At 49.6% G+C, this 25,058-nt stretch carries 31 protein-coding genes and 1 pseudogene; 2 read left to right on the top strand and 30 right to left on the bottom strand.

Translation table 11 applies throughout. From position 1 onward, the window contains the following. Positions 1-336: 336 nt before the first annotated feature. The 10 genes from IB214_RS25200 to IB214_RS25245 all read right to left on the bottom strand — a co-directional run bounded on the left by IB214_RS25200 (position 337) and on the right by IB214_RS25245 (position 7,392). Entirely contained in the window at positions 337-819 is a 483-nt protein-coding gene (locus IB214_RS25200) for a hypothetical protein (RefSeq protein ID WP_048231962.1), read from the bottom strand. Between the two features lie 205 nt (positions 820-1,024). Continuing rightward, positions 1,025-1,306, bottom strand: coding sequence for a hypothetical protein (locus IB214_RS25205; RefSeq protein WP_016051708.1), 282 nt, complete (start codon positions 1,304-1,306; stop codon positions 1,025-1,027). 127 nt (positions 1,307-1,433) lie between these two features. Then, on the bottom strand, positions 1,434-1,829 hold the full coding sequence (locus tag IB214_RS25210) for a hypothetical protein (RefSeq protein ID WP_016051707.1): 396 nt from the start codon (positions 1,827-1,829) through the stop codon (positions 1,434-1,436). Positions 1,830-1,956: 127 nt separating this feature from the next. After that, on the bottom strand, positions 1,957-2,268 hold the full coding sequence (locus tag IB214_RS25215; RefSeq protein ID WP_022649933.1) for a hypothetical protein: 312 nt from the start codon (positions 2,266-2,268) through the stop codon (positions 1,957-1,959). A 140-nt stretch (positions 2,269-2,408) separates the two neighbouring features. Continuing rightward, positions 2,409-2,624, bottom strand: coding sequence for a hypothetical protein (locus IB214_RS25220; protein WP_164708971.1), 216 nt, complete (start codon positions 2,622-2,624; stop codon positions 2,409-2,411). A 13-nt stretch (positions 2,625-2,637) separates the two neighbouring features. Beyond that, the gene (locus IB214_RS25225; protein ID WP_016051704.1) at positions 2,638-2,853 is read right to left on the bottom strand and encodes a hypothetical protein; all 216 of its coding nucleotides are present in this window, start codon (positions 2,851-2,853) and stop codon (positions 2,638-2,640) included. A gap of 1,618 nt (positions 2,854-4,471) precedes the next feature. Further along, positions 4,472-5,662, bottom strand: a complete 1,191-nt coding sequence (locus tag IB214_RS25230) for a hypothetical protein (RefSeq protein WP_039264864.1) — start codon at positions 5,660-5,662, stop codon at positions 4,472-4,474. Between the two features lie 141 nt (positions 5,663-5,803). After that, the gene (locus IB214_RS25235) at positions 5,804-6,640 is read right to left on the bottom strand and encodes a GIY-YIG nuclease family protein (RefSeq protein ID WP_006812534.1); all 837 of its coding nucleotides are present in this window, start codon (positions 6,638-6,640) and stop codon (positions 5,804-5,806) included. 83 nt (positions 6,641-6,723) lie between these two features. After that, complete coding sequence (locus tag IB214_RS25240) at positions 6,724-7,041, bottom strand: hypothetical protein (protein WP_172687153.1); 318 nt, start codon at positions 7,039-7,041, stop codon at positions 6,724-6,726. 84 nt (positions 7,042-7,125) lie between these two features. After that, positions 7,126-7,392: a hypothetical protein gene (locus IB214_RS25245; protein WP_006812536.1), complete on the bottom strand. Its 267-nt coding sequence runs from the start codon at positions 7,390-7,392 to the stop codon at positions 7,126-7,128. A gap of 186 nt (positions 7,393-7,578) precedes the next feature. Between IB214_RS25245 and ydfZ the strand changes: the two genes are divergently transcribed. After that, positions 7,579-7,782, top strand: a complete 204-nt coding sequence (gene ydfZ / locus IB214_RS25250) for a putative selenium delivery protein YdfZ (RefSeq protein ID WP_006812537.1) — start codon at positions 7,579-7,581, stop codon at positions 7,780-7,782. Between the two features lie 55 nt (positions 7,783-7,837). Here ydfZ and IB214_RS25255 read toward each other — a convergent pair whose 3' ends face one another. From IB214_RS25255 to IB214_RS25280, 6 genes and pseudogenes are all read right to left on the bottom strand, one after another. Further along, positions 7,838-8,536, bottom strand: a complete 699-nt coding sequence (locus IB214_RS25255; RefSeq protein WP_072105590.1) for a lysozyme inhibitor LprI family protein — start codon at positions 8,534-8,536, stop codon at positions 7,838-7,840. 38 nt (positions 8,537-8,574) lie between these two features. Further along, positions 8,575-9,126, bottom strand: a complete 552-nt coding sequence (locus IB214_RS25260) for a hypothetical protein (RefSeq protein WP_072105591.1) — start codon at positions 9,124-9,126, stop codon at positions 8,575-8,577. Next, on the bottom strand, positions 9,123-9,764 hold the full coding sequence (locus tag IB214_RS25265; protein ID WP_072105592.1) for an HD domain-containing protein: 642 nt from the start codon (positions 9,762-9,764) through the stop codon (positions 9,123-9,125). Before IB214_RS25265 ends, IB214_RS25260 begins: the two co-directional genes overlap by 4 nt. Before the next feature lie 664 nt (positions 9,765-10,428). Continuing rightward, positions 10,429-10,758, bottom strand: a pseudogene (locus IB214_RS25270) (Rha family transcriptional regulator); the annotation flags it as partial. Positions 10,759-10,923: 165 nt separating this feature from the next. Continuing rightward, positions 10,924-11,112: a hypothetical protein gene (locus IB214_RS25275; protein ID WP_000872126.1), complete on the bottom strand. Its 189-nt coding sequence runs from the start codon at positions 11,110-11,112 to the stop codon at positions 10,924-10,926. Between the two features lie 9 nt (positions 11,113-11,121). Continuing rightward, entirely contained in the window at positions 11,122-11,616 is a 495-nt protein-coding gene (locus IB214_RS25280) for a hypothetical protein (protein WP_024144956.1), read from the bottom strand. A gap of 394 nt (positions 11,617-12,010) precedes the next feature. Between IB214_RS25280 and IB214_RS25285 the strand changes: the two genes are divergently transcribed. Then, positions 12,011-12,613, top strand: coding sequence for a hypothetical protein (locus IB214_RS25285; protein ID WP_131352147.1), 603 nt, complete (start codon positions 12,011-12,013; stop codon positions 12,611-12,613). A 240-nt stretch (positions 12,614-12,853) separates the two neighbouring features. On the opposite strand, the gene IB214_RS25290 is transcribed toward IB214_RS25285, so the two are convergent. From IB214_RS25290 to nrdB, 14 genes are all read right to left on the bottom strand, one after another. Further along, positions 12,854-13,972, bottom strand: a complete 1,119-nt coding sequence (locus IB214_RS25290; protein WP_072105595.1) for an NADH-dependent flavin oxidoreductase — start codon at positions 13,970-13,972, stop codon at positions 12,854-12,856. 12 nt (positions 13,973-13,984) lie between these two features. Then, a complete protein-coding gene (locus tag IB214_RS25295) occupies positions 13,985-15,043 on the bottom strand; it encodes an alpha/beta hydrolase (protein ID WP_072105596.1) in 1,059 nt (352 codons plus the stop codon). A 192-nt stretch (positions 15,044-15,235) separates the two neighbouring features. Further along, positions 15,236-16,126 carry a LysR family transcriptional regulator gene (locus IB214_RS25300; protein WP_072105597.1) on the bottom strand — a complete coding sequence of 297 codons (891 nt, stop codon included), beginning with the start codon at positions 16,124-16,126 and terminating at the stop codon, positions 15,236-15,238. Between the two features lie 725 nt (positions 16,127-16,851). Next, complete coding sequence (locus IB214_RS25305) at positions 16,852-17,082, bottom strand: hypothetical protein (RefSeq protein ID WP_000262979.1); 231 nt, start codon at positions 17,080-17,082, stop codon at positions 16,852-16,854. 202 nt (positions 17,083-17,284) lie between these two features. Next, on the bottom strand, positions 17,285-17,878 hold the full coding sequence (locus tag IB214_RS25310; RefSeq protein ID WP_004109976.1) for a phage N-6-adenine-methyltransferase: 594 nt from the start codon (positions 17,876-17,878) through the stop codon (positions 17,285-17,287). Between the two features lie 185 nt (positions 17,879-18,063). After that, positions 18,064-18,906, bottom strand: coding sequence for a hypothetical protein (locus IB214_RS25315; RefSeq protein ID WP_063946406.1), 843 nt, complete (start codon positions 18,904-18,906; stop codon positions 18,064-18,066). A gap of 128 nt (positions 18,907-19,034) precedes the next feature. Further along, positions 19,035-19,592, bottom strand: coding sequence for a 3'-5' exonuclease (locus tag IB214_RS25320; protein ID WP_000208226.1), 558 nt, complete (start codon positions 19,590-19,592; stop codon positions 19,035-19,037). Positions 19,593-19,601: 9 nt separating this feature from the next. Continuing rightward, the gene (locus IB214_RS25325; protein WP_004109992.1) at positions 19,602-20,021 is read right to left on the bottom strand and encodes a hypothetical protein; all 420 of its coding nucleotides are present in this window, start codon (positions 20,019-20,021) and stop codon (positions 19,602-19,604) included. A 63-nt stretch (positions 20,022-20,084) separates the two neighbouring features. Beyond that, entirely contained in the window at positions 20,085-20,729 is a 645-nt protein-coding gene (locus tag IB214_RS25330) for an AAA family ATPase (protein ID WP_063946405.1), read from the bottom strand. Next, positions 20,729-21,205, bottom strand: a complete 477-nt coding sequence (locus tag IB214_RS25335; RefSeq protein WP_000781812.1) for a dihydrofolate reductase — start codon at positions 21,203-21,205, stop codon at positions 20,729-20,731. Before IB214_RS25335 ends, IB214_RS25330 begins: the two co-directional genes overlap by 1 nt. Continuing rightward, positions 21,202-21,597: a hypothetical protein gene (locus tag IB214_RS25340; RefSeq protein WP_160859100.1), complete on the bottom strand. Its 396-nt coding sequence runs from the start codon at positions 21,595-21,597 to the stop codon at positions 21,202-21,204. Before IB214_RS25340 ends, IB214_RS25335 begins: the two co-directional genes overlap by 4 nt. Positions 21,598-21,616: 19 nt before the next feature. Further along, positions 21,617-22,720, bottom strand: coding sequence for a thymidylate synthase (locus IB214_RS25345; protein WP_072105598.1), 1,104 nt, complete (start codon positions 22,718-22,720; stop codon positions 21,617-21,619). Between the two features lie 189 nt (positions 22,721-22,909). Beyond that, entirely contained in the window at positions 22,910-23,779 is an 870-nt protein-coding gene (locus IB214_RS25350; protein WP_131352132.1) for a phosphoribosyl-ATP pyrophosphohydrolase, read from the bottom strand. Between the two features lie 82 nt (positions 23,780-23,861). Continuing rightward, positions 23,862-25,004 (bottom strand): class Ia ribonucleoside-diphosphate reductase subunit beta, encoded by a 1,143-nt coding sequence (nrdB, locus tag IB214_RS25355; RefSeq protein WP_002231164.1) that lies wholly within the window; start codon positions 25,002-25,004, stop codon positions 23,862-23,864. Between the last annotated feature and the right edge of the window lie 54 nt (positions 25,005-25,058).

Raw genomic sequence — 25,058 nt, forward strand, 5'->3', positions numbered from 1 at the left:
GCTATCCGTGGGCGCTCGCGTATCATTGGCACGTTGGCGCGACGTGTACGCGCTTGCAGTGGTTTACCCACGGATTCACATAATCACATAGCGAAAGCTATCTGGATGGCTCAGGGGCTGAAACCCCACCAGCGCTACCCCAGCGCCGCTACGCAATTTCTGGCGCGATTCTGGGCTTCTCCCGCTCTGTTTTCTACATAAAGGCAAACCCAGCCGTTTCCCGAAAATTTCCTGACCGTTTCCCTTCGGTTCCCCGGACAGCTCTCTGGCCGTTTCTGAAATTCCCTGCGGCAGCTGGTGGACGAAAAGAAAGGGGCGTTTCCGGCCCCTCCCCTCTTACTTGCCAGCCATGATGTGAATGCGGTTCTTTCCGTACACCTCTTTCACGTATTCCCCGCACGAGACACTCCACGAGTCGATTCCTGCTTCGTAGGTGACGTTTTTGCACTTGATGGCATTGTTGGCGATGCGCATCCCCTCCCCCACTGCTTCCTGTTCGCTGAAGTCGAACCCGGATTCTGTTTTAACCCATAGCGCGATCTGCGTGGCGAACTCGATGAGTTTTGACTGGCAGAAGCGACCGCTGCGTACCGGGAAGATGAATACGCCAAATCCCGAAGTGGAGACATACGCTTTCTCAAATACGCGCTTATGGCGACGGTTGCAGATTATGTCATTGGTGATCTGCTGTTTCTCTTTACCGGACAGTTCGATGGTTACATTGTCACGCCAGGCGCCCAGCACGCTTTTCTCGTTATCAGAGAACGTCACAGAAATATGGCCATGCGCAGGGGTGTTAACAGTAGCGATAAAATTCATGGTGATAATCCTTTAAACAACTTGTTTTCTTGTTTGTTTAATTATCGCTACGCGCATAAGGCGTCCAAGCGTTCTGTTTCGGCAACTGGTGGCCGGCAGGGATTCGGAGGGTTGTTCGGTAGCCTGGCGGTAAGAGGTGGGTGTTTTTAGCCTGCGGGAAACAGGATGGTCATTTAAGGCCACCAGCATGGGTGGCCTCGTTTTCTTAGTGGAGCAGACCGACGTCGATGGTATCGCCGGAGCCATCCACGCGGATCATCAGCATGGCGAAAGCATTTAATGGGTATCCTGCGTGCCAGTCCGGGAAGCGGTCATCGCGCATGAAGTCGGCAATGTCATAAACGCTGTCCTCAAAGCGGAAGAAGCGGGCATCACATTGTTCGTCCTGTTCAATGTGATCCATTTCCTGCTGCTCTTCCGGCGACAGGTCGAGCCAGGATTCCAGCCATACGTTTTCAGCTTTAGGGGAGATAGTGAAATCGGTCATGTGCATATCTTCCATGCGTAAACATCTTGTTTTCTAGTTGGTGTAATTATCGCAGTGTGGATAAGGCAAAAAACATTTTGTTATCGGGGATAAGAAAATGGCGCGGGGTACGCGCCATTGGAAGGGATTATTCAAACACGCTTTCGGGAATAAATTCGTCTACCATCGCGCTGGAAACGATACGCAGACCGTATTGACCCATCCAGGTGCTGTTAGAGTTCAAATCGGAGGTAAACAGCGTATCTACTCTGGTCATCAGCTTATCGAACATCGCCTTGTCCGCGGTGCGGAAATACGCTTCCAGCTTTAGCAGCAGCGGGTCGGTTGCGTTGCTGATGTTCTGATAACCTACGGTGTAGACCGCACTTTCACCTTCTCCCTCGCGCACTAAGGTGCTGGTGTGAACCTCCGTACCGGTAGTGTTGTCACGCAGAACGACGGTCAGTTTGGCAACTTTCTCGCCGAAGGTGGTTTCGGACGCATAATGTAAATCCAGCACAAGATTTTCGCGTAAAACAGTCATCTTTATCTCCCTGTATTTGACTAACCTATATTATTGTCATAGGTATGTACTTACAATACAGGAGACTAAAAAAGCCCCGAAGGATGAACGGGGCTGTCGTAGGGTCGACTAATCGCTTTTGCACATGTCAGGCTGTCGCCAGGAGAGAGGCACGCTGGATTTCTTGCTGGGCTGCTTTGTTCGCCTCCAGTAGCGCCTGTTCCAGCTCTCCTTCCGGCCAGATAATCTGTTTTGCCATCCACCCTCTTCCACTCTGGCGACGCACACTCATGACGTAACGCGTGCGGGAACCATTGTCGAATGAGACCAGCGTCTCTTTGAACAGGCGAATGGCAGTGCCGTTGGCGATGATATCGAGCAGAGTCAGCTGGCTCATTGCGGTTGGCTTTTCTTTACGTGGCTGGCCCGCACTCAGTTTGGTGATCATCGCGTTTTTCATAATTCACTCCGTAAACAACTTGTTTTCTTGTTGGTGTAAATAATACCAGCGAGAAAACGGCTACAAAGCATAGCGTTACGGTGCTGCGCTGCCCCGGAGGTTGCAAACAGCAAAAAGCCACCGTGCTGGTGGCCTCACGCTTAATCTTCGTCGTCCGGGAACTCGATGTGTACCGCATCCACCAGCTCCCGCTGTTCATCTTCACTGAGCAGGTGCCAGATCTCCTTCCCTTTGGGTGATTCCCCTTCAGCTGGTACGAACGACCACAACTTGCGGTACAACTCCGGCCCCACTGCATCCAGGCACTCGGCCAGGGAATCCACGCTCCACACCTCAACCATCACAGGCATCTTAATCATCTCTTCCCTCTCACTTCGTTTCTGACGTCGTGCAGTTCCACGCGACGGACATTGGGTTGTCCTCGATATGGAAATCAAACGTCCCTTCTCTGTATCCTTCAGAGATGAGCGTCGCCACGCGACCAGCTACATCCTGAGAGCGGATAACGTCATCGAGGGAGATCTCACACTCCGAGGACGCTTCCTCGCCACAGAGGGTGATGCTGATATTCAGATGCTTGTACATGTGTTTCTCCTTTGTCTAAACACGTTGTTTTCTTGTTGGTGTTATTATCGCAATAAGACATAGGCGAAAAAGAATTTTATGTCGGGAAAGCCAGGCTGGGCAGTGAGTCTCCGGGAACGACACGGGAACCAGTATTTACGATATTCTGCTCTACGCGCGCCGCAGGGCTGGTGGGCAGAATTTTCTTCTCCCCGAAAACCTACTGAAATCGCTTGAGACCCGAGGATGGTCTGGCAGAATGGAGTTCAGCAGCTGTACGAGAGGGAACGAAAATCCCCCGCGATTTTCAGGCGAGCGAAGAGTAAGGCACACTCCCGCGGATTTCCCGCACCACTCCCGCAGCCGTCCCTCGCTCTGTACCGGGATGTACCCGTTTCCCGACCGGCATCCAGCCTTTTCCCGGTTCGTATAGCGGGATTCCCACCGTTTCCCTGAAAATCTCCAGCCTTTTCCCTGCGGCGACGCTCCCGTTTCTGAAAAGGGACATGGCCTTTCCCCTGGATGGCCCGAAGGCTGACCGAAGGGGTGGATAGGGACGTTACGGGGGATGAAAACTATGGCTTGAATTTCTACGGAGAAAGTAGCGATACCCCTCTCCCTCTTCCCACTTATACCTCCAGTTAAATCTCTACGGATTTTCTCTCCTGTGGACGTGCAAACCTTCCCCCTGATAACGCTCTATACGGCGAGTATTCCTTTGGGTGAAATGGGTGGTTTGTTCTCTCTACCGGCGTATGTGGTTTTGTTCTTCTTGAGGTGGTTCTTCTTTGTGTTTTCGTCTGGGTTGTTCTCGTCGTTTTGGTGAGTTTTCTTCTCCGTGTATTGAGTAATGGCAGGTGCGCTTTTCTCTCCGTTTACGTGAAATGGTGGAAGTGTGGGTAATGGCAGTAGGGCGCTTTTGCTGTTCTCCGCATATGAAGTAAAGGCGTTCCCTGCAATTCAGGAATTTGCGTTCTCTTCCGGGGTAATGGTGGGTAAGCGAGATGGCGACGGTTCCTGTTCTGGTCTGGGGTTGTACGGGGTTTCGTTCTGACTGTTCTTCTCCGTGTATTGGGTAATGGCGTGTAGAGGTTTACGTGCGCGAGCTGCGTTCTCGGTAGCCTGGGAAGATTAGGTGGGTGGTCTGTAGCCTGTGGCAAAGAGGTGGGTCTTTTCGGTAGCCTGACAGGAAGAGGTGGGTGTTTCCGGGATTGCGGGTAATGGCGTCTCTGGGTTTCCTGTGGGTGTGGTTAACTTGTTTTCTTGTGCATGAAAACAACTTGTTTAGACGTCCAATATAACGCAACGGGAGCGCTTCTGAGTGTGTCTGTTTTGGGGTGGTATCACGAGTCGTTTTTGGCGTTTTGGTCGCAGGGAGATGGATTCTGGTGCGCAGGATTTTGGATATAAGAGATGGCGTGCGAAAACGTCAACTTTTTAGACCAAATCAGGGAAAAGCGTTGACTTTTCGTTGATATGTTATTTATTTGTTTTCTTATGGGTGTAACTTGCTTAAATGCCCTGTCACGCCTGGGTTGGGGTAGGTTGGAGAGGTGGGGAAAGTGGCGATCAACGGACTCTTATAGAAATCCTCAATTTGTGACCGCCAATGTCAACGGATTGATTAAGCTAGTTGTGCTCAAACATCTCCGTTCTTAATCCACTGCCTGATTTCCTCGTCTCGTGCGACTTCTTTCTCGTGTTGGGTAACATACAGGTCGGGTAAAAGAGGTGGAGCGAATTCTGGCTCTGTCGAACACCACTTTTCATATGCCTCACGCATAGATTTTTCTACATCCCAATGTTCCAACTCTTGGTATTCAATCGGCCAGTTATCCTGCAATTTCTTCACAGCTTTAGCCACGTCGTACCGGAAGTAAGGGTTAAGACCAATGAAATTACCAGCCAGCATGTCATCAACCTCCTTCACTCTGGCAATCTTGGAAAACTTACCAATAGCAATGTTGAGATCCCAATCAGACACGAATAACAGCAGTGCGGCAAATGCCAGAAACTTAGCCTCTCCATATGCTCTGTCGCTAACCGTTTTTGTCTTAAACTCAATGTAATTGCTCATCACAAACCCAGTAAGCTTGTAAGTCTTATTTATCTCATCTTCCAAAAGCGATGGGTCGAGAATTGCACGGCCACGATTATTATCTATGTGTTCTAAGATTGCCGAAATGTCTCTATGGGATACTGAAATTTTACGCAATTGCTGGAGAGTCTTGATGTGAACTCTTAGCACCTCTTTGTCAATTGCACGAGACCAAGAAAAACCAGGCACAGTAGCCTGAATGGGTGAGAAAGGCATAATATCCGGGTTTGTCCATGCCAAATATGATTCACGTAACCCGCTAATATAGTCAAGCCAATCCAAATGACCCTTTTCCAGCCATATTTCAAATGTGGAGTCCTTACGCTTATTGAAGAACCATTCCCTCATCTGCCACATTTTTTCTTGCGTAAAAATCCCTTCCTGTATGCCGGCGCATACCAGTTTTCGTATTACCTGCGAATACTTTGTTCGATCTTTCGTGAATGTGACAAGGTGCTGCCTTACCTCAGATGTTAACCTATCTCCGTAGAAGTCACATGATGGATGGTGGCCTTGGCCAGCTTCACCAGTAAATCTGAAATGCGCCTTCTTGTGATAACCATCATTCCTAGAGGCTCTAACAAACGAGCCACCTCCGACTTTGCAAATTGGACAGATGATGTCTTCACGAGCGACAGCATGAACTGAGCTATCATCTAAATTTTTAAGTGCCAAGTACTGCTCGGGGTCGACTTCCTTTTGTAACGATTTCGAAAAAGCTGTATCCGTCATATTGTCCTCTTAAATGTCTCGTTCAAGTAATCGGTTGACTAAGGGGGCCGATCAACTACTTAGCCAAGATATTATAGCTCTTGTTATTTATTTGTTTTCTTATATGTGTAAACAAATAAACGCTACAATTTCGACAATAACTCAATTCCTATTGTGTCCTACTGAACGAGAAAGCAGTATGCGTTTCCAGTGTGATTCTCGTCGGTTTATCTCGCAGGCGTCACTGTTAATGTCCATGATTTCCAGAATAGAGAACGTGACATTCTTGAGCCTTTCCTCATCGCCGGTTCCAAACGCTTCAATCAGGCCAGCATTCCCGCCGTGACCCGTTTTAAAGTAGGTCTTCCATCTTCCCCATATTCCGCCTTTGCCGTTTGCCTGGCCAACATACAACTTCTCGCCATCAACATCAGTCAGCAGGTAGATGCCTTTGACAATACTCAGTGCAGTTCTCCACGACTTTAACTCCTGCCGAATGATGGTTCCGAGACTGGCTCTGTCCAGAACTACGTCTTTGTAGCCGGGAAACTCGCCAAATGATAGACAGGATGGCGCAATCTCAACGACTCGCAGTTTTCCGGCAAGAGTTTCGCCGTTCAAAATAGATCTGCGAGGACGCTCCGCACTGACATACAAACGTCCACGATATTCATCCAGTTCAGGAACAGGTGTCAGTTGATAGAGATAGTAGTCTTCGTTCCGGCCAGGTACTGCATGTGATGCTGTCAGAGAACACCCAACGTTGAGATAGGTGCCAGCATAGAGAAATCGCGCCTTATCTTCAGTCTGAATAAGAGAGACAACGTAGGTACGATTGAAGCTTTTCAGCTTCTGCAGGCATTGCCAGTCGTCGAACGTCTCTTTCACGAACTCCTGTATCGGGTTTTCTTTATATTCGTTGGTGCTGGCTAAATGAATTTTGCTGTTATTTGGGGTCAGCTGCGGGTATAGCGACTGAAGGTACTGGAATAGTTCCATGCAGAAAATGTCCCTTATGAGATCGGCTCTGATATCTGGTATCTCACATGGAGAGCCGATCTGTCCACGACAAAAAAAAAGGCTTACCAGTCCCAGCCAGGTAATCCGTCCACCAGCTCGGCGTCGCAATCGAAGTGAACCGCGTCAAAGCCGGCATCCACTATGGTCTGTATGTTAGAGATCGTCTCTTCGGAAATGCCATACTCACGCAGCTCTTCTTTCCAGTCATTCCCTCGCATTCCAGCACGAACAATCCAGCCGTACTGTGTACCGTGTACCCAATACAACCCGCGATCAGTAAGTGGGTCGAAGCAGGCAATGGGTAGCCGTTCTGAATCCGCTGCCGTTACATGAGCGGTGCTGATCACTGCCGTTTTGTAGACTTCCGTGAGCTTCAACATACCAACTCCTTAAACAAATTGTTTTCTTATATGCGTTATTATCTCAGATAACAAAAGACTGAAAACAAAATGTTTAAGGGGTAATTAGGTCAATTTAAAATCATCTATGTCGTCCACAAACTCCATATGTCTGGCTTCAACACTAGACAGACTGATCAGATACGCAAGCCCGTAACTAAGTGAAGTGGGTTGTTCCAGCACAAACTCGAACCCGTCCTCATGCGTTTTACCAAGCCAGAATCCATCGCCGTATTCTTTTTTACGTTGGAAGAAAACGAACTGTCCAGGTATTAAGTGCTCGAGTGCTTCGCCCCTATAGACGATCACATATTTGGAATTCTTGCTACCCATTGTTCACCCTCAACACTGTATGTATAAACAGTAGTATTTTTTACGGCACTGGTCAACTTTACTGGTTAATTGAATAACAAGGTGGTGAAAACAATTTGTTTCGGAACTTGAGATTTTGCAAACCGCACATACATGAAAAGCGGCAATTTTTGAAACCTGATTTGACCCAAGTGAAAGGAGGAAACGATGAAGACCTATGATCGCAACCGTAACGCTATCACTACCGGCAGCCGAGTGATGGTGGCAACGAATGGTGCAACGGGAGTCATCAAGGAAATCTGCGGAGAAGGCAAATCAGAAGAACAATTACGCCGTTCTGACTGCGTGTCTATCGAAGGTGTGGAGGGTCTGTTCTGCCCAATGGATTTAGTTCGCCTGGGGTTCCATTAATTTCACCACCTATAAAACAAATTGTTTAAGGCCACAAATAGTGGCCTTATCTGGCTTACGGAACAGCGGTAATCAGATCGCAAATGCCTGTTTTAGTTAAATCACTATTCAGCTTCTGAAAATTGGCATTCAGCATCGCGGTGTGTATTCGAGTCTCAAGCTCAAAGAAAAGGTCGATCTTGCCCTCTTTTGCTGCGTACTTCTTCCAGACATTAACTTGGTCATCGGCAATGCGACTGGCGCAGGTGAATAAGAACGAACTCCCTCTGGGAAGGGATGTCGTGCTGTAGTATTCACCGTCAACTTCAATATACTTAGCTCGGAATGACTCCAGAGTTAGCTCATCACCGCTCTTAGCCTGCTTTGCGTCTGCCTTGCTTGTCTTTTCCTGAACTTCAGGCTGCTTCTGCACCGGCTTCGGTGTCTCATTGACCACCGCTGTGCTGGCCGAACCATCCAACCCCTTGAGTCCATTAATTTGGATAAGATAAGCCAGCTCAAGAGCCTTATCATCAGTGAGTTTTCCACGCATATTTATCCACTGACGTTGAACCGTCTTTAGGGTGTCTGCATTTTCTGGGTTAGCCTTGAGCGCGCTGGAATAGGTTGCGCTAAGTTGTTCGTCTAATTTTGACAGGCGTTCGTTGTCACAGATTTTGTGTTCGATTTCTGTCGAAGCCTTTTGGCAGTCAAAGCTGGCTGCAAATGAGACCGGCGATGCCACCAACAATGATGCCAGTAGGATATTTTTCATATTCACTCCAAAAATACAAAAGCGCCTGACTATATCACTTAACCGACTGCTTCTCTCGACTGATCGTCAAGCACTTTCAGTCCATCACGTACCGCTCTGACAATACGCTCAAGGTATTGGTATGCTGGATTTGGCACCGTTGGCCAGCCTGCATACCACGGATCATCGCCAAACAAACTCAGCAGTTCGTTACCTACTCCGAAACAGCAGCAACTCTCTTTTACGTCATCAGCTTTTTCAGCTTCGTCCCACATATTTCTGGCCGTTTCTGCGTCGATTTCCCTCTCTCTGCGCAACTTTATGATTTCGGACTTTACGAAAATCAGATTTGCGTCGTTGTCATCGTCGACCGTACTTCGCAGTTGAGGGGCGAGGCATCCAATCAAGTAATCATCACTCACTCGCTTAATAAATGTCTGAACATCATCACCGCCCATCGCAAACCAGGCGGCAGTCCACGCTTTCCCATAGCAGGTTATGGTGACTCTTCCCTTACCCGGCTCGTAGTTTTCAATCATTACGCGTACCGGGTCGAGACGTTCCAGATCCGTCAGCACAAAGGAAAGAACATCTAATTTCTCGACCTTCATGCAGCCTCCCACGCGCTCCAGATCAGCGCTTTGTGTTTTTCATAACGTTTGGTGTGTACCGGTTGCAGACTGGCAATGCCTTTCGTCAACATCGCCCTGGCGTTTATCAGCAACGAATGGTCAATGCCCTTTTTCTCCAGGTACTCGACAACACCGGCATCGGCACCAATCTCCTTGCCGTCAAAGAGTACGGCCAGCATCAGCTCTTTCTCTGCGAGGTAGATGGCTGAAAACTCAGGGTCGCGACTCACGATAGAAGAGGTATTGTCCAGCAGGTCAGCCAGCTTGATCATGCGCGTCTGCATGTCGAGGCTTTGCTGCAGCTCCCGGACGTTGATGATGAAACGCTGTATTCGATTGCCGTCTTCTGGTCTGGCAATGTTGGTCAGGGCCAGAACCATTTCGGCTACGCGCTCACCGAAGTGCTCACGAACCATCTCTATGGTGACATGGGTGTCTTCAACCACATCATGCAGAAGCGCCGCGATCTGCATCTCTACGGTTCCACCATGCCAGGCAACAATCTCGCGGACAGCAACCGGGTGGTTGATGTAGTCTTCACCGGTATATTTTCTTTTCTGGCCAACGCCGCCATGAGCGCCAGCGGCAAACATATGGGCTTTGGAAATACGGGACATTCTTAACTCCGTTGTTTTCTGGATGCAGTTATTTTCACAGATAAGAAAAGGTAGAAAACAAATTGTTAAAGGCCACAATAGTGGCCTTCATTTACTCAGCGATAAGCGATCCAATCATCGTCTGTAGCTCTCGTTCTTTTTCTTTGGCTACGCGGAGTAATTCGGCATTTACATGACGTTGCAGCTTATCCATTACACGGAACGACGGACGGCGCATGACGCTCTCGTCGATGGCTTTGGTATTCAAGCTAATAAGATGCCCGAAGTGGTTGAAGCCAGCCCCGACGAAAACTTCATATAGCTGGGCGTCGCGTTCAAACAGCGCGATCCCATTTCGCACCTCAAGCAGCGTTCCTTCCTCAATAAGCGTATCCAGCGCCTTATCCCAGACCGGACAAAAGCGATAATTGAAACCTTCCAGTAATGCTGTAAAAAACAGCGAAACGGCATTAACAGTGGTGTATTTGCGCTTAACGTACACATCACCCAGCGAGTCCATCAGCGCACCCAGAACAGCCCCGGACGTTCCGAGAATGCGACCAGCTTCATTCAGCCCATAAAGCTCATCAGCAGTGCCGCAAATGGTGTCCATGAGAATGGCTTTTGGTTTTGCGTTAGATAGTGCAACGCCTAACGCTTCGTTCTCTTTCTCCAGACGCTCGTTTTCCTCGACCTGGTGTAACAAATGAACCAGAGCCTCTTTATAGGTACGTGAAATAGCAGGCGTTCCGCGGTCGGCAAACATGGACTCAAGCTCTCTCCACCGATCAACAAGGCGTGCGGTAAATTCAGGAGAAAGCTGTGCCACGACAACGATGCTATCGCGCTTACCCTGTTCGGCTTCGAACAAGTAAAACGTAGCCGGACGCCCGGCAGTGGGCTTTTCCACCATTGGTGGAAAAGTAATAACGCCGGATTTAGCGAGTCTTTCAATGGTGCGTTTTACGCTGTCATGGCGACTGCCGACCATTTCGGCGATCTCCTGACTGGTCATCGATGGTTTGGCGTGTAAGCCTGTAGTGGTGGGAGTGTGTGCAGTTGCCTCAAACATACATTCTCCATTCAGTGTAAAAAGGGCCGTCAGTGGCCCTTGTTGTTAACTCTCATTGGTTAATTAGCTAAACAATTTGTTTTAACAGTGCCGAAAAGGGATTCAGCATCAAAAGAACCCGAGAATGCTGCCCACCGGTACAACGAAAATGCCCACGACACGCGCAAGTGTCATTCCGGCATCAAACTGCAGATCGCCACCGTTCACGAGTTTCACCAGATTCATGATCCAGCCACCAAGCAGAAAAATGGCCAGGCCAACAATCATCGCGGTGACTTTCTGGAAGCTCCATTTCATGCAATAGCCTCAGTCACAGCAGAAGGAAGATCCGGAGTTGCAGGTCGAGCTGGAATCGTGTCCAGCAGCATCCCATCCAGAGAGACAGGAGGTCGTTCTGGCAGGGGTGTCGTCTGCAAGGTTGTGGTGGAAGTAGTTGTGTCCGGTATCAACAGACTCTGACCGGCTGGTACGGCTACCGCTGCCAGGGTTGCTAAAATTACTCCGTAGGCCATTGGCTTCAGTCGATTTCGTTGAAAATTTTCCATGAGAACTGTCCTTGTGTGCCTGGGATTCACGCAACACACGAGAGGCGACGGAATCACGCACCTTCTCCATGCCTACTGTCGCGCCCAGATTTGCTATGGCGGTAGCTTGCGCATCAATGCGCTTCTCCAGCTCAAACACTCGTTCTTCCAGTTCCGCAAGGCGTGCAGAAACACGACCGCTAAACAGCTCGGCCAGAACCAGGCGAATTGAACGGGGACGTTTATTGAAAGAAGTGAAAGGCGTTTGACGTGCCATTTGGATTCCATTCAGTGTCAGAAAGAGTTGCGGCTGGCCAAGCCAGCCGCCTTTTGGCGTTCCATCCTGGAACAGTACCTAACCGGTACTTCGTCATCCTGACGAACGGTAAGATACTTGATTTTAAATAATAGGTAAATACTTACTTATCATTTTGTGCCAAAAATCCAATGTCACGCTTGTGAGGCATATCAGCTGCGAAGTAGGCGGCGATCATTGCTGGCCGTTCAATAGATCTGCCATGAGAGAGGATTGGACCAAGCCCTGGATAACGAGAGAGCACAGTGCTAATACCCCAGGCGACAACAGATGAGTTCATGGCAACATTTTGGAAGGTATCTTCGTATCATGATGTGGTTAAATAGACATGATTTAACCCAATGGAATTTTAGCCATGCTAGCCTTCTGGCACGAATATTCAGATCTCATCTCCGCATTTTTAGCGGCTCTTTTAGGCGGGTGTTTCACGATGAAAGGAGTGACAGCTCAAGTGAAACAGCAGGCAAAACAGCAGGCAACAGCGGCCAGAGAGAAGCGTATCACAACGCTATTGGGTGTCAGAGAGGAAATAGACTCACTGATTAAACTGTATCAGGCCAGAATGGCAGAGGAAATCGAAAAATACGACCGGAACTCACCGTTCGATAACATTTTCCCCATTACTCAAAACTACTTCACGTTCTATGAAGCCAATTCGGCATCCCTACCTGAAGTTCATAGAGAAACACTCTCAAAAATTGTGGCTTTTTATACAAGCGCAAGAAGCCTAATTGATTCCTATCGCGGTAATAATGCACTTATCGAACGGCTGGACTCCACGCAGGTTGCAAGTGACATTACTGGCAACAAAGAGCATCTTGCACACCTAAAAAGATACACAATCCTAGCCACAGAGTACGGCCGCGGATTAATGATGATTCATGAAGAGGTCATGCTGCGCTATAAACAGGTTATAGAAGCCATCGATGGTGAAATCTCACAGCTACAATGCAGTTAGCACTACAGTCTGTCCGCATATTACTCGACGCGGTCGGGCTTAGTGGGCTGAAGGTCCGCTGTGAGCGAAAAGCGGATGTTATGCCTGAAATAATGTTCCTTTAGTGTGAAGAGGATTTAAAGGAATAAGATAAAATTTACATGGCCGTCACCCAGTTAATCCCGAAATCCGGCCATGTAAGAACTTTCCAGGTTATGCAGGCAAGTTGATTCTAATTGTCATATTACGGCCAGGCCGTATTTAACGGATGTTAAACCAGCCAGTCGTTTCCTCAATTACACGCCAGAGTTTCTGGGGTATAGCAAGTTGCTCTACGTCTGATGCAGCAATACTGAGAGCAATTTTTCCTTCAGCTTTGCCATCAACGAATTTAACCCAGTCTGGGTTCATCACCATACCCTGACCTACTGCCGTCAAAGATACCCCTGCTTTTACAGCATCCTCGGCCTGCTCTGGCGTTCGCAACTGCCCGGCAACAATCAGAGGTATACGTCCAGCAAGGTGATCGCGCACGATTTCGATGATTTTGGGGCCATTCGGTGCATCAACGGGTCTGGCTTCAAGTGCATTACCGAGTGATACATGAAGATAATCAATACCCTCATCGACCAGGCGGTCAACCAGCTGAAGCGACTCATCAATGCGCAACCCATCTTCGTAATGCTCATCCAGTGAAATGCGGTATCCCATCAGGAAGGGATCGGTTGCATGCTCAGCAATCGTTTTACGCACACTCTCAATGACGCTGAGCGGGAAACGCATACGGTTTTTAAGGGAGCCGCCCCATTGATCTTCTCTACGGTTGGAATGAGGTGAGAAAAAGTTCTGAAGTAAAAAACCATGAGCACCATGTAACTCAACACCATCAAATCCTGCTTCTATTGCACGACGAGTTGCTTCCCCGAAATCCTGAATAACAGTTTCGACTTCAGTGCATGTCAGTTCACGAGGGGTAACGGACGGTGCGAAAGGACCGGCGTCACCGGGAATAGCGCTTGCGGCTACAATATCCGAAACCAGTTCAGGGCTGGTTTTCACACCTGCATGGAATATTTGTAAGATTGCCGGTGCTCCACCGCTTTTAGCAGCAATAGCAAGGCGCTTTAAACCGGGAATAAATTTGTCGTCATACGCAGCAAACTCTCCCGTAAACCCAATGCCGTTTTCCTGAACATGTGTACAGCCAGTAATGACCAGCCCGATGTCCTGAACGCGTCGACGATAATATGCTTCTTCCTCATAAGATACCGTGCCGTCATCATTACCCGACCAGGTCGTCATCGGGGCCATCACAATACGGTTGCGCAGCGTCACACCTTTTCCAAGTGGAAATCTTTCAAGTAGTGGAGTTTGTTTCATGGAAAGTCATACCTATGCGAGATTTTTCTTGAAGAAAGGAGCCAGCTTACTCGCTGCAACCGTTGCACCCTGACCATCATAGAGGTCCATATGTGTTGCACCCGGAATGATATGCAGCGTTTTTTGGACAGAGGCCGCAGTGTTGTGTAATTCCTGGCTGTGCCAGAGCGATCCTGCTTTACTACCGGCTACAATCAGTAGTGGTTGTGTTAAATAGACATCAGCCCCTTCAAATCCGGTGAAAGACGCCAGCGTACTGATACTTGTCATCAGCATTTGATTGGTAGAAGTCGGATATTTTCCGCGTTCGGTCAGATAGTAGTCCGCAGCTTCCTGAAGATCTTTTGGTGCACTGGTATCACCCAATTTGGGTACATAGTTGACATAAACCGGTGCGCCGCCCGCTGCTTCTGCTGTACGCTGTTTAGCAACAGCATCCAGAGTCGAAATGAGTTCAGATTCAGATGTTGTTCCCTCCCAGCCTTTACGGGTCGCCGCTCCGACATCCACGGCACTGACTGTTGCCAGCGCTTTGATTCGACGTTCCGTCATTGACGCTTTAACCGTGATACCACTACCTGCACAAACACCTAATGCGCCAATGCGATTATTATCGACATAAGGGAGAGTCGTCAGGTAATCGACTGCGCTATAGAAATCGACAACGCGTTTCATGGGATCATCGATAAAGCGCGGTAATCCGCCACTGGCCCCCTGATGGGAGGCATCAAACGCCAGAGTGACAAATCCTTCTTTAGCCAGTTTTAGGGCATAAAGGCCAGCAGTCTGTTCCTTAACGCCACCACCTGGGTGGACAACGACAATAGCAGCGTATTGACGGTTTTCGCTGAAATCCGGAGGGACGTAGACGTTTCCGGACATCATTATTTCATTGTTCCGGAACAGGACGCTGCTGACTGTGACGCCATCTACGTGTGTCGTGGTGCCAGATGTACGAGGGGTAGGTGAGAGCAGGGCTGAAGCATGACCCGCCATCAGTAATCCTGCTGAGGCCACTGAACTCGTCAGGATAAAATTACGGCGACTTAACCCACCTGTTTTTTTACTCATTGCAAGACTCCTTCATATACATGATGGCGGCCCTGGCCGCTGAAAGAACATGGATTGTTTCAGCGGCCATCTTAATCTCTTTAGTATTGAGAAATTAGATGCTTAATTTCGCATGGGCTTAGAAGGAGGTTTTATTAATAGGGTTATAAGTAACTGAGTTCGATATGGACCAGGAAAAACAGTGCTCAAAGGTTATGGGGCACGGAGTGCTTCGAGCACAAGTGCAAATGCCGGAGAATGTTGTAGACGGCTGGGATAGTAAAGATGATAGGGAGGGCGCGGTGGACACCAGTCAGTAAGCACCTGGACTAACATCCCGTTTTCAAGGTAGTTCTCCACGGAATCTAGCGGCAGATAAGCAAGTCCCAGCCCATCTAGAGCGGCCTGCCTCATCATATTTATTGTGCTGAAAGTCGCTCGTCCATCAATACGGACCTTAATTTCCGTCTCATCCTTACGAAACTCCCAGGTATAGAATCCGCCATGAGTGGGCAGGCGTAATCTGATACAGCTATGATCTTTTAAATCACGAGGCGTTACCGGATGGTTTTTTCGCTTGAAATAAGAGGGCGCTGCGACCACTGCAAAACGGAAATCCTTGGCAAGAGGCAGGGAAACCATATCCATATCGACCTGTTCGCCCAACCGAACGCCAGCATCATAACGTTCAGCGACAATATCTTTAAGTCCGTACTCGCTGATAATTTCAATGTTGATATCGGGATACTCAAGCATCACCGGGGCGAGTTTAGGCCAGAGAATTGTATCGGCTGCATGTTCAACGGCAGTAATACGCACATTACCGGCTGGTTTTTCTCGCAATCCGCTCAGCGCAGCTATCTCACTTTCAATTTCGTCAAAATGGGGTCCTATACGGGAAAGTAGCCGCTCGCCAGCTTCAGTCACAGAAACGCTACGCGTGGTACGGGTAAGAAGACGAAGACCAAGGTCAGCTTCTAGAGTCCTCACCGTGTAGCTCAGCGCCGACTGTGAGACACCTAACTGAGCGGCCGCTTTAGTGAAGCTTTTTTCTCGGGCCACGGCGATAAAAGCTTGATAATCGTTCACATTTTTACGGCGCATTTATTGACCAGGTCCTTTTGGATTAATATTTCTTTCTTATAAAATAATTCCTGGGGTGGAGGTTTGTCTATTGGTAACGATCCGACGTTCCTCATCCATGACAAATATCCATTAGCACTCACTAATGCTCAACTTCCGCTTTTGGCACATTGAAGACATTACAATGGGCGATTTTTTCCCTCGCACGCGTGCATGTAAATATTAAAAATTTTCTAGAAAATAAAAACTTACTTCCCAGAACAGGTTTTAATAAAACCTGAACTGAACGAACGAAGTGAGTGAAGTTCACCTCGAACGAAGTGAGAGGTTGTCTTTTCAGGTAATACTCTCCCAGGGAGGTGAGTACAAAATTTCCTCACCAACCTGGTCGTTACATAACCTGAAAAGTTATGACCTAAGTCTACTGCCAGCTTAGGCTTGGGAAGTTATGGATGACAGCACCCCAGAACCGAGATCTTCCCACACTTTATGAAGGGGAGCACTGGATTCAACCTCTCGAAATACTCCAGACTCGACAATCATAAAGTGACCCTTCTCTCTGCTCACTTTGGTTCCCCCTTCCCCAACCCCTAAACGGTGCCGGTTCTACGCTGGTAGTGAGCTTTTTAAACCTGACGCCAGTGACGCTATCCCCCACCCATCAGGTCGAGCTGCCGGAATCAATCCGGAAAGCGGGTAGATTTTATCACTGGCGATCTGCGTTTTAAATGGTAAGTACTTACCGATTATTTCGATTGATTATTTTCTCGACCATGAAGTTGGACGTTCAGGGCAAACACCTCATTGATGAGTTCCCCTAACAGCTGCTCCACCAGCTCTTTGTGCTCGCCTGAATGAAGACACTTGAGCGACCATTCGTAGAGACTGAAAGCCTTATCGCGATCTTTCATCATGTCGCGCACTTTGGCCAGAAAATCGCTCTCAACGAGCGCTACGACGTTCGTCGGGTATACCATGATAGTTTTCCTTACTGTGGTTCATAAAATCGATTCTAGAGCGTCTGGAGAGGGGTTCCAGTGGGTTCTGGAGGTGTAAAACGGTCTGGGAGTTGTTTGGAAATCACGTCTTAAAAAGCCTGCGTCTGTATATATTAATAATTAGTGCTTAGTTATTTATATATACGGAAGCAGGTTCTCAAACTAACTCCCAGACTGGTGTTTACGCTGCCTTTTTACGTGGTCTCTTCTTCCTGACAACATTGGCAGGATCATAACCACCCAGCTTTTTCATCACCGCCAGCGGTATCTTGCTGATGGTGTGCCCAGCTTCCTGACAGTAGCCACGGAAGATAAGCAACATGCTACCACCAGGGTTGATGTTCACCTCCACCAGCCCAAGTTCAACATCCGGCTCAACGAACGCCACGCGGCCGCCAGACAAGATGACGGTTTCGTTGGCGCATTCAGCCGCACGCTCGTACCACTGCGTATCGAGGGATTGTGGTATCAGCATGACTGTCGTCACTCCACGCGCCTGCTCGCGAATGGCTGCGTCTATCCAGGGGGTGATTTTGGAGTAGGGCGGGTTAAGGAACGCCACAGTGCCAGGTTCTCCCCAGCTGCACTTGAGCGCATCACGCTCAACACCGATAAAGTTCGGCAGGAGAGCATTATCTTTGTTGCAGGCGACGTCCACATCGAACTTTACGCCTATGTAACGTTGGATGGCGACAAACAACCACTGCGGTGTGCGCCAAAGGTCGCGAAGAGAGGCATCACGCTCTCGCTTTTTGATTTTTTCGGCTGCGATCATTACTTTGCTCTGATAGATAAATACTTACCTATTTTTTCATTTAATCCAACGGATAGCAAACAAAGAAGAACGCGCCAGATTCGCAAACGGGAAGCTCTCTGGCGCGTTTTATCGATGCTGGGTATGCAATTAGCTTACCCAGCGTCCTAAAGCTCTCAGGGGGCTTTATATCGGGTAGGGGAACATCATCCAATGGAATACTCCGCTATGAATTTTTTGACGATCGGCGACTCTTTATTAAGGGTTAGATTTCCACCTTCCCTGGTGGCAATGCCAGTAGCTGGAAACACAGCCATCATCTGGCCAGCCTGAGTCGAAGCGGTGTTGAGCGGATATGGTTTCTCCGGGTTGCTCATTAGCGCCAGTTTAATGCTATTGCTGGTCGCCGTGTTCGCGTCAAGGATATGGCGCATTGCGATTACCGTGTAGACGCTGATTTCCGGCCCACCACTAAACCAGTTCAAAAGGTTTAAGATCTTGTCTTTCGCTTTGACTGGCGCCCCTTCGAATGCGGCAGTAAAGCTCTCACTTTCCAGACCGGCTGTCGCATAGAACGATTCGTCCTTACCTTCCAGCGTGAAGCGAGGTTTGGCCGGGGTACGCTCTGATTTTGCCTTCTGGCGTTTTGGCTGCTCTTCTTCAGGTTTAGGCTCTGACGCCACTGAAGGTAAAGAGGTTGGATCTGTACCGGTAGTCTCAGTACTTCGAGCGTCAAGTTCAGGCGCTGGCTCGTTCACTATCTCCGCAACAAGGTCACGCTCTGGTTCCTCGACCTTCACCGATTCGTGCTCAATCTCAAGCTCTTCCAGAACGCTACTCAGATCGCCGGTAGAGCTGGCATTCATGACTTCATCCGCCACCGCCTCTACTGGTTTTGCGATTGCATCATCCAGACCAGAGAGAAGATCGTCGATCTCGTCGACACCGCTCATTTTCGCAGCTTTCTGCACTGGTTCGTCGAGAGATTTCAACATTGCAGTCAGTTCGTCCAGGTCATCGTTTTTAACAGTGTTTGTAACTGCGCTCATTTTTAACTCCTTATGTTTTCGTTGGTGCGTTTCCGCGTTTTGGTTGAGCGTATTCTGGCAAAACCTATCAGGCGGAAAAGTCATAATTACAGGCAGTTAGAAGAACTGAAGGCAAAGAAAAAGCGCCATCAGGCGCTTTCGAATGGGAGTTTGAAGAAGCCGTATTTCTCTCGGGCTTTGAAGAAACACTGCATCATCAGGTCAGTATCGTAGAGAGCGCTGTGGGCCTTCTCACGGTCGTAAGTGAACCCAAGTGAGAACGCCAGCTCTTCCAGGCGTGGGCGCTTCCCATCCTCGGTAGCCCACAAGCCATCCAGCATGGAGTCAACCAGAGGGATATCTGGCAGTTTCACCCCATAGCTACCGAACTCGTGGCGAATGAACGGAAGGTCAAAAGCCTCTCCGTTATGGGCGACTAACGCGCTACATGCGCCCATGTACGCAGCAATCTTGCCTGCGTGGTCAGCCAGTAGCGGTTCCGTCGCCAGATCTTCCAGTGAAATGCCATGCACTGCCTGCGCCTTCGGATCGATACTGCGACGCGGGTTGAAGCGCATCTCAAGGCTGTCGATGTGCTTCTGGGTTTCCAGTTCATAACGGGTTATCGCGATTTCGATAATTTTGTGGCCGGATGTGAAGTCCAGCCCTGTGGACTCAATATCGACGCCACCGACAATCGTGGTCATTCGTACTCCTTACAGCTTCTTCGCGCCTTTCAGCAGTGCGCCACGCACAAACTGAGCAGCCTTTTTCAGTGCGTCCTCGCCACTTTCGCAGACGACCGGCTCGCGCCATTCGCCCGTTGATGTGTTGAGGATCTGGATTTGGTTGGTCTCCAGGCAAACGGACACGTACAGAACCGTACCGCCTGAGAGTTTGAGGTGCATAGGAAACAGAGGGCGCTTGGTGCCGCCATTGAACTGCGACATCGCCACATTGATGGCTTCGCCAACCTCTTCCCCAACAAGCCCTTGAACGGACTCAAACACTGCGCGGATAGCCAGACGTGCTTCACGTTCACTCATCAAAGAGCGGGATTGTTCGTCAGCAATGCGGATCAGTGCTTCAATCGCTTTACGATCTAATTCATCCGAGAGGGGAAGTTCGTCTATCATTCTGTTTTTCCTCGATTCATTTCGCGTGTCTTATTGTCACACTGCCCAACAGGGGAGCAACATTCAGTGGAAGGTCACTCGTCCTGTTATACGGCGCTCGATGTTTTCAGCGGCTCTGTCCAGCACTCGCAATACCGATCTGGCTCGCGCTTCAACTGTGCGGCACTTTTCAGAAATAACGAACACCTGCAGATCGCCGGTTTGGGGAAGCGTGTTGATTTTCGTCAGCTCACCGCACATAAGTGCATCGATGCGAGCAACATAGAGACGGTCAAGCGATCCTCGCTGGGGACGCGCGAGATCTTTGCTGGAAAGCTCAACGCCCGGGCGAAGACCCGCGATAGCATTGAAGTTGGAAATGGCCGCTTTGTGGCAAAACTGCTCAATGTCGAGAGCCAGCTCGATGCAGCGGTCTTCGTTGGTCTGGCCGACCAGGTCAAGCGTATAAGCCATGACATCGGCTGGCGTGCGGTCGATAACAAAACCTTCAACGCCGCGGGTGATCATCTCGATGTGTCTGGCAATCTCCATCTGAACCTGAAGACGTTCGTAAAGGGGCAAACGCTCGCCAACCTTCACCCCCAGACAGCTCATCAGCTTGCCAACGCCGGCATCCACATACGGAATGCCATAATGCGCATCGATGTACCTTGCCAGGGTTGTTTTTCCACTGCCCTGTGCGCCAGTGATTCCAATCCGGTAATCCATTACGACCTTCTGTATACGATCTGCAAAAAGCCAGGCTCATCCTCATTTGCACGTTGGGTATAAGCCGTTTCGACTGGTACGAACCCTAAAGAACGCATCATTGGCGCCGGGAAGAACGCATCCGCGCCCGGCACATCCACGCCAATATGCGACAGCCAGATCTCTTCTACGTGTGGCATAAAGAGCGAGTAAATCTGCCCGCCACCAATCACCCAGACCGGATCTGGCAGTCTCAAAACGTCATCGATGCCAGCGGGGTAGAAACCATTGGGGATATACCCACGAGAGCGCGTCAAAACGAGGTTATGGCGCTCTGGCAGCGGGCGCTTGAGACTTTCCATCGTCTTGCGTCCCATCACGACAGTGGCGTTTTTGGTGAGTTGTTTGAACAGTTTCAGATCGGTCGGGCAACGCCAGGGAAGTTCGTTGCCAATACCGATTTCATAGTTGCGGCCGACAGCTGCAATCATCTTCATTGGCTTACCTCATAGATGGTTGGTCGCTGGTGAGAATCTGCCAGCGCAGAACGCAGACGCGGATCATGAACCAGTGCGGCGATAAGTAAGTCGCCTTTGTGCTCTGCCAGCGTGCGCTTGATATGGGTTTCAAAACTGACACCGCGCGGAACCAGGTGGAGCCAGTCATAATCAATGCCGAAGTCCTTCAGCCAGCGTTTGGTTGGGCCTTCGAGCGCTTCCGGACGACTACTGATAAGCACCACTTCAGCACCGGAGCGAGCAAAACCACGCAACATGCGGCTGGTGGGAAAGATGAGTTCATCACCGGCAATGAGAGCGCCTGCATCCGCATCAGACACTGCTTTGCGATGGCTGGCTCTCGCCAGCACACCTTCAATTTCACACAACACATACATCCCTCTGGCCATATCACACCGCCACTGGAACCTTGATCCACGGAAGAGGGCTGTAGCCGCACACCTGCACACCTTCCCATTTGAAGTCGTCCAGTTCGGCCCATTCATGCGGAAAAATGACAACCGGGTCGGACTCTTTGGGCGGCTCGCGCTTCATCAGCTCCTCAACGCCTTCCATGTGGTTGTCGTAGAGATGAACGTCAAAGCCAAAATGCACGAATGCGCCAGCCATGTGGCCGGTGATCTTCGCGAGGAAGTGGGTGAGAATGCCGTAACCGGCGATGTTGAACGGCATACCAACAAAGGTATCGACGCTGCGCTGCACCAGACATGAGTTCAGAATGCGTTTCGGGATGCCCAGCTCGTCCAGCATGTTCTCAGTAATGCCGCCATCTCTTTCCAGAAGACACAGCATCTGGGTGTAAATGGATTCGTGGCCGTGGCGGTTGTGCTGGATGCCAATGTCGGTGGCCATCGTCAGTCGAGTCTCAAAGTCCAGCTCGCGACTCCACTGTGAAAACACGAAATGGCATGGCGGCAGCTTCATATCTTCCAGTTCGCCAACATTCCAGGCATTCAGCAGGATGCGACGATCTGTCGGGTTGGTGCGAAGCGTGTGAACGATACGCTGTAGCTGGTCGATTTCACGGGACAACACAACGCGATCTTCACTTACGCCCAGATACCCCTCGACCTTGTACCCGCGCTCACGGAACGTGTCGATTTTGCTCAAATACTCGCTATGGCTCACGATGCGGGTATCTTCCCACCGACGCCATTGTTTGCCATAGACCGGGCCTAAATCGCCATTTTCATCAGCCCAGGCATCCCAGATTTTGACGCCATTGTCTTTCAGGAACTGGATGTTGCCCGTTCCTTTGAGATACCACTCCAGCTCAACCAGTAACGGCTTCAGGTTGACGGCTTTTCCGGAGATAAGTGGAACAGAGCCGCCCGTCAGCATGTAGTAGGAAGGGACATATGAAACGCTTTTTGTGCCGGTTCCGGTGCGATCACCCGCGTGAACGCCAGTGTTGAGCACCGTTTCAACCACTTTGGCATACGAACCACTGGCAAACTGACCGTTCGTAAAGTCTCGATTCAGTAGGATAGACAAAATCAACCTCACACAAGATAAGTAAGTACATACATATTATTTTATACAAGTTTATCTGTCAGAAGTGTGTAAGGCTAGGAGGGGAGTAAAAAAAATGGTGGCTCTTAGGCCACCATTGCAATGAGCAATTAAGAACTTGGACAATAAAACACGCCCAGGCAATATATAATGATAAGTATATACTTACAATTATTTTTTTACCATCTCGTAAAGAAATGAGGCTTTCGCCTTCTCAACAAAGCGAGTCAGATCCACATCGCTGTAGGTTGGGGATTTGAGGATCTTGCCATCAGAAACTCTGAAGCCAATCATCATGTCAGTCCCTTCAGCGTGGCGGAAGCCCAGATCTTCCTTGTCGTATTTGCAATTCTCTACCGCCACACGACGCTCTTCGGCGTCAGCCGGCCACAGCTTGGTCATGTTGGAACGATGGATTTCTGCCACCAGCTCAACAATATCGATACCGAGAAAATCAGCTAGGCGGTAGGTCATCATGCAGGCAACGTAGATTTTGTTCATCACGCGGCGCAGCTCCTGCACCAATTCGGAATCGCTTATCGGCTTCGCTTCGAGTTTGTCAGCCAGCGCATTCAGCATTAATGCAGCTTCTTTTGCTTCTTCAAACGGGATGGCCATATCGTCAAAGACCGTGTTGCCCGGAACCATGATGGTGTGGATGAAGCGATCAACACTCTGCTCTTGGGTGTAGTAGCTCATGCCCGTAGAGATTCCGCCTTTGATGGCCACCATTGTGCCGACGCCCACGTAAAGGAAGTCAGCCATCGCATCCAGCAGCGCCGTCATGTCCCCGTTTTTAGCTGCCGGGATGCCCTCGGTAACAGCTTCTTCGTGGATCAGCTTGGCACGCAGACGCAGTAGTGCCGGATCTGGAATGGCACGGCGTGGGTGCTGAAACAGTGTGTGGAACTGGTCAACCATCAGGTAGATGCTTTCCGTTGCCTTGCCAAAACCGGGATTCAACTCGTAAGGCTCTGGCTTAAATCCCACGAGTTTGTCTGCGGCAAGTTTCAGATGATCGGTCAGTTTCGTAAATTTCATGTCTTCTTTCTTTCCTTTGGACTTCATTTGATACGTCAATTGTGACCCAGCAGCGCCAGGCCACAAAGTGGTTAAACTCGGCTTAAAGGTCTGCGAACTGGCTTAGGCCGGAGCGATCGACAGCGGAGTCAATCTGGCCAACGAGGTAGTTGCTTTGTTCAGCTTCCTGCGGAGCGATCTGCAGGGTGTCTGACAGCAGCCATTTGTTCATCCATACCAGTGGATCGTCTTTGATTTCCGGGAACAGCGGTCGCAGCCCAAGACGACGCATTGCCAGGTTGGTGCGGTATTTCACATAGCTTTTGAGGATGTCGGCATTCAAGCCAATCATTGAGCCGTCTTTAAACAGATAGTCAGCCCAGCGCATTTCCTGCCCGGCCACGTCCATCATGGTCTGATAGATGAAGCTCTCTTCTTCTGCGGCAATCATCTTCCACATCAGACCTTCACGACCGGTACGCATAAAGCGGATCATGCGTTCAGTACCTTCGCAATGCAAAGCCTCGTCACGCGCGATAAAGCGCATGATCTTCGTGTTGCCCTCCAGCAGCTTCCGCTCACCAAAGGCGAACGTACACGCAAAGCTCACGTAGAAGCGAATCGCCTCCAGTGCATTCACCGACACCAGTGTTCGGAACAGCTGGCGCTGGAGAGGGTAGGGCTTGCCATCAAACTCGCTGACATACAGCCGTTCAAATTCGTCTTCGCCAAGATGCTGGCGAGCGCAGGTCATTTCGTACAGTCTGTCATATTCGCTTGAGATGCTTACAGCCCGGCTGATGATCTCTTCGTCCGTGACGATGCCGTCGAAAACGATGCTCGGGTCATCCACCATACCGCGGATAATGTGCGTGTAGCTGCGGCTGTGAATCGTCTCAGAGAACGACCAGGTCTCGACCCATGTCTCCAGCTCAGGAATGGAGATCAGCGGCAGCAGTGTTGCGTTTGGACTGCGACCCTGAACGGAATCCAACAGCGTCTGGTAACGCAGGTTGCTCAGAAAAATATGGCGTTCGTGCTCTTGCAGCTTGGTATTGAAGTCGATGCGGTCAGTGGTAATGTCGACTTCTTCAGGGCGCCAGAAGAACGAAAGTTGTTTCTCAATCAGCTTTTCGAAGTCACGGTACTTTTGCTGATCGTAGCGTGCTACGTTGACAGACTGGCCGAGGAACATAGGTTCCTTCGTTGCGTCGTTAGCGCCCAAACGGAAAGTAGAATAAGTCATGTGTTTCCCTCTGAATGTTATCGAGTGGCTTTAAACAAATTGTTATCTTATTGG

The organism is Citrobacter sp. C1 (assembly GCF_014596895.2).
Lineage (GTDB): Bacteria > Pseudomonadota > Gammaproteobacteria > Enterobacterales > Enterobacteriaceae > Citrobacter > Citrobacter gillenii.

Coding starts and splice junctions, on each gene's coding strand:
- IB214_RS25200 (WP_048231962.1), bottom strand. CDS start 819: ATGAATTTTATCGCTACTGTTAACACCCCTGCGCATGGCCATATTTCT.
- IB214_RS25205 (WP_016051708.1), bottom strand. CDS start 1,306: ATGACCGATTTCACTATCTCCCCTAAAGCTGAAAACGTATGGCTGGAA.
- IB214_RS25210 (WP_016051707.1), bottom strand. CDS start 1,829: ATGACTGTTTTACGCGAAAATCTTGTGCTGGATTTACATTATGCGTCC.
- IB214_RS25215 (WP_022649933.1), bottom strand. CDS start 2,268: ATGAAAAACGCGATGATCACCAAACTGAGTGCGGGCCAGCCACGTAAA.
- IB214_RS25225 (WP_016051704.1), bottom strand. CDS start 2,853: ATGTACAAGCATCTGAATATCAGCATCACCCTCTGTGGCGAGGAAGCG.
- IB214_RS25230 (WP_039264864.1), bottom strand. CDS start 5,662: ATGACGGATACAGCTTTTTCGAAATCGTTACAAAAGGAAGTCGACCCC.
- IB214_RS25235 (WP_006812534.1), bottom strand. CDS start 6,640: ATGGAACTATTCCAGTACCTTCAGTCGCTATACCCGCAGCTGACCCCA.
- IB214_RS25240 (WP_172687153.1), bottom strand. CDS start 7,041: ATGTTGAAGCTCACGGAAGTCTACAAAACGGCAGTGATCAGCACCGCT.
- IB214_RS25245 (WP_006812536.1), bottom strand. CDS start 7,392: ATGGGTAGCAAGAATTCCAAATATGTGATCGTCTATAGGGGCGAAGCA.
- ydfZ (WP_006812537.1), top strand. CDS start 7,579: ATGAAGACCTATGATCGCAACCGTAACGCTATCACTACCGGCAGCCGA.
- IB214_RS25255 (WP_072105590.1), bottom strand. CDS start 8,536: ATGAAAAATATCCTACTGGCATCATTGTTGGTGGCATCGCCGGTCTCA.
- IB214_RS25260 (WP_072105591.1), bottom strand. CDS start 9,126: ATGAAGGTCGAGAAATTAGATGTTCTTTCCTTTGTGCTGACGGATCTG.
- IB214_RS25265 (WP_072105592.1), bottom strand. CDS start 9,764: ATGTCCCGTATTTCCAAAGCCCATATGTTTGCCGCTGGCGCTCATGGC.
- IB214_RS25275 (WP_000872126.1), bottom strand. CDS start 11,112: ATGAAATGGAGCTTCCAGAAAGTCACCGCGATGATTGTTGGCCTGGCC.
- IB214_RS25280 (WP_024144956.1), bottom strand. CDS start 11,616: ATGGCACGTCAAACGCCTTTCACTTCTTTCAATAAACGTCCCCGTTCA.
- IB214_RS25285 (WP_131352147.1), top strand. CDS start 12,011: ATGCTAGCCTTCTGGCACGAATATTCAGATCTCATCTCCGCATTTTTA.
- IB214_RS25290 (WP_072105595.1), bottom strand. CDS start 13,972: ATGAAACAAACTCCACTACTTGAAAGATTTCCACTTGGAAAAGGTGTG.
- IB214_RS25295 (WP_072105596.1), bottom strand. CDS start 15,043: ATGAGTAAAAAAACAGGTGGGTTAAGTCGCCGTAATTTTATCCTGACG.
- IB214_RS25300 (WP_072105597.1), bottom strand. CDS start 16,126: ATGCGCCGTAAAAATGTGAACGATTATCAAGCTTTTATCGCCGTGGCC.
- IB214_RS25305 (WP_000262979.1), bottom strand. CDS start 17,082: ATGGTATACCCGACGAACGTCGTAGCGCTCGTTGAGAGCGATTTTCTG.
- IB214_RS25310 (WP_004109976.1), bottom strand. CDS start 17,878: ATGATCGCAGCCGAAAAAATCAAAAAGCGAGAGCGTGATGCCTCTCTT.
- IB214_RS25315 (WP_063946406.1), bottom strand. CDS start 18,906: ATGAGCGCAGTTACAAACACTGTTAAAAACGATGACCTGGACGAACTG.
- IB214_RS25320 (WP_000208226.1), bottom strand. CDS start 19,592: ATGACCACGATTGTCGGTGGCGTCGATATTGAGTCCACAGGGCTGGAC.
- IB214_RS25325 (WP_004109992.1), bottom strand. CDS start 20,021: ATGATAGACGAACTTCCCCTCTCGGATGAATTAGATCGTAAAGCGATT.
- IB214_RS25330 (WP_063946405.1), bottom strand. CDS start 20,729: ATGGATTACCGGATTGGAATCACTGGCGCACAGGGCAGTGGAAAAACA.
- IB214_RS25335 (WP_000781812.1), bottom strand. CDS start 21,205: ATGAAGATGATTGCAGCTGTCGGCCGCAACTATGAAATCGGTATTGGC.
- IB214_RS25350 (WP_131352132.1), bottom strand. CDS start 23,779: ATGAAATTTACGAAACTGACCGATCATCTGAAACTTGCCGCAGACAAA.
- nrdB (WP_002231164.1), bottom strand. CDS start 25,004: ATGACTTATTCTACTTTCCGTTTGGGCGCTAACGACGCAACGAAGGAA.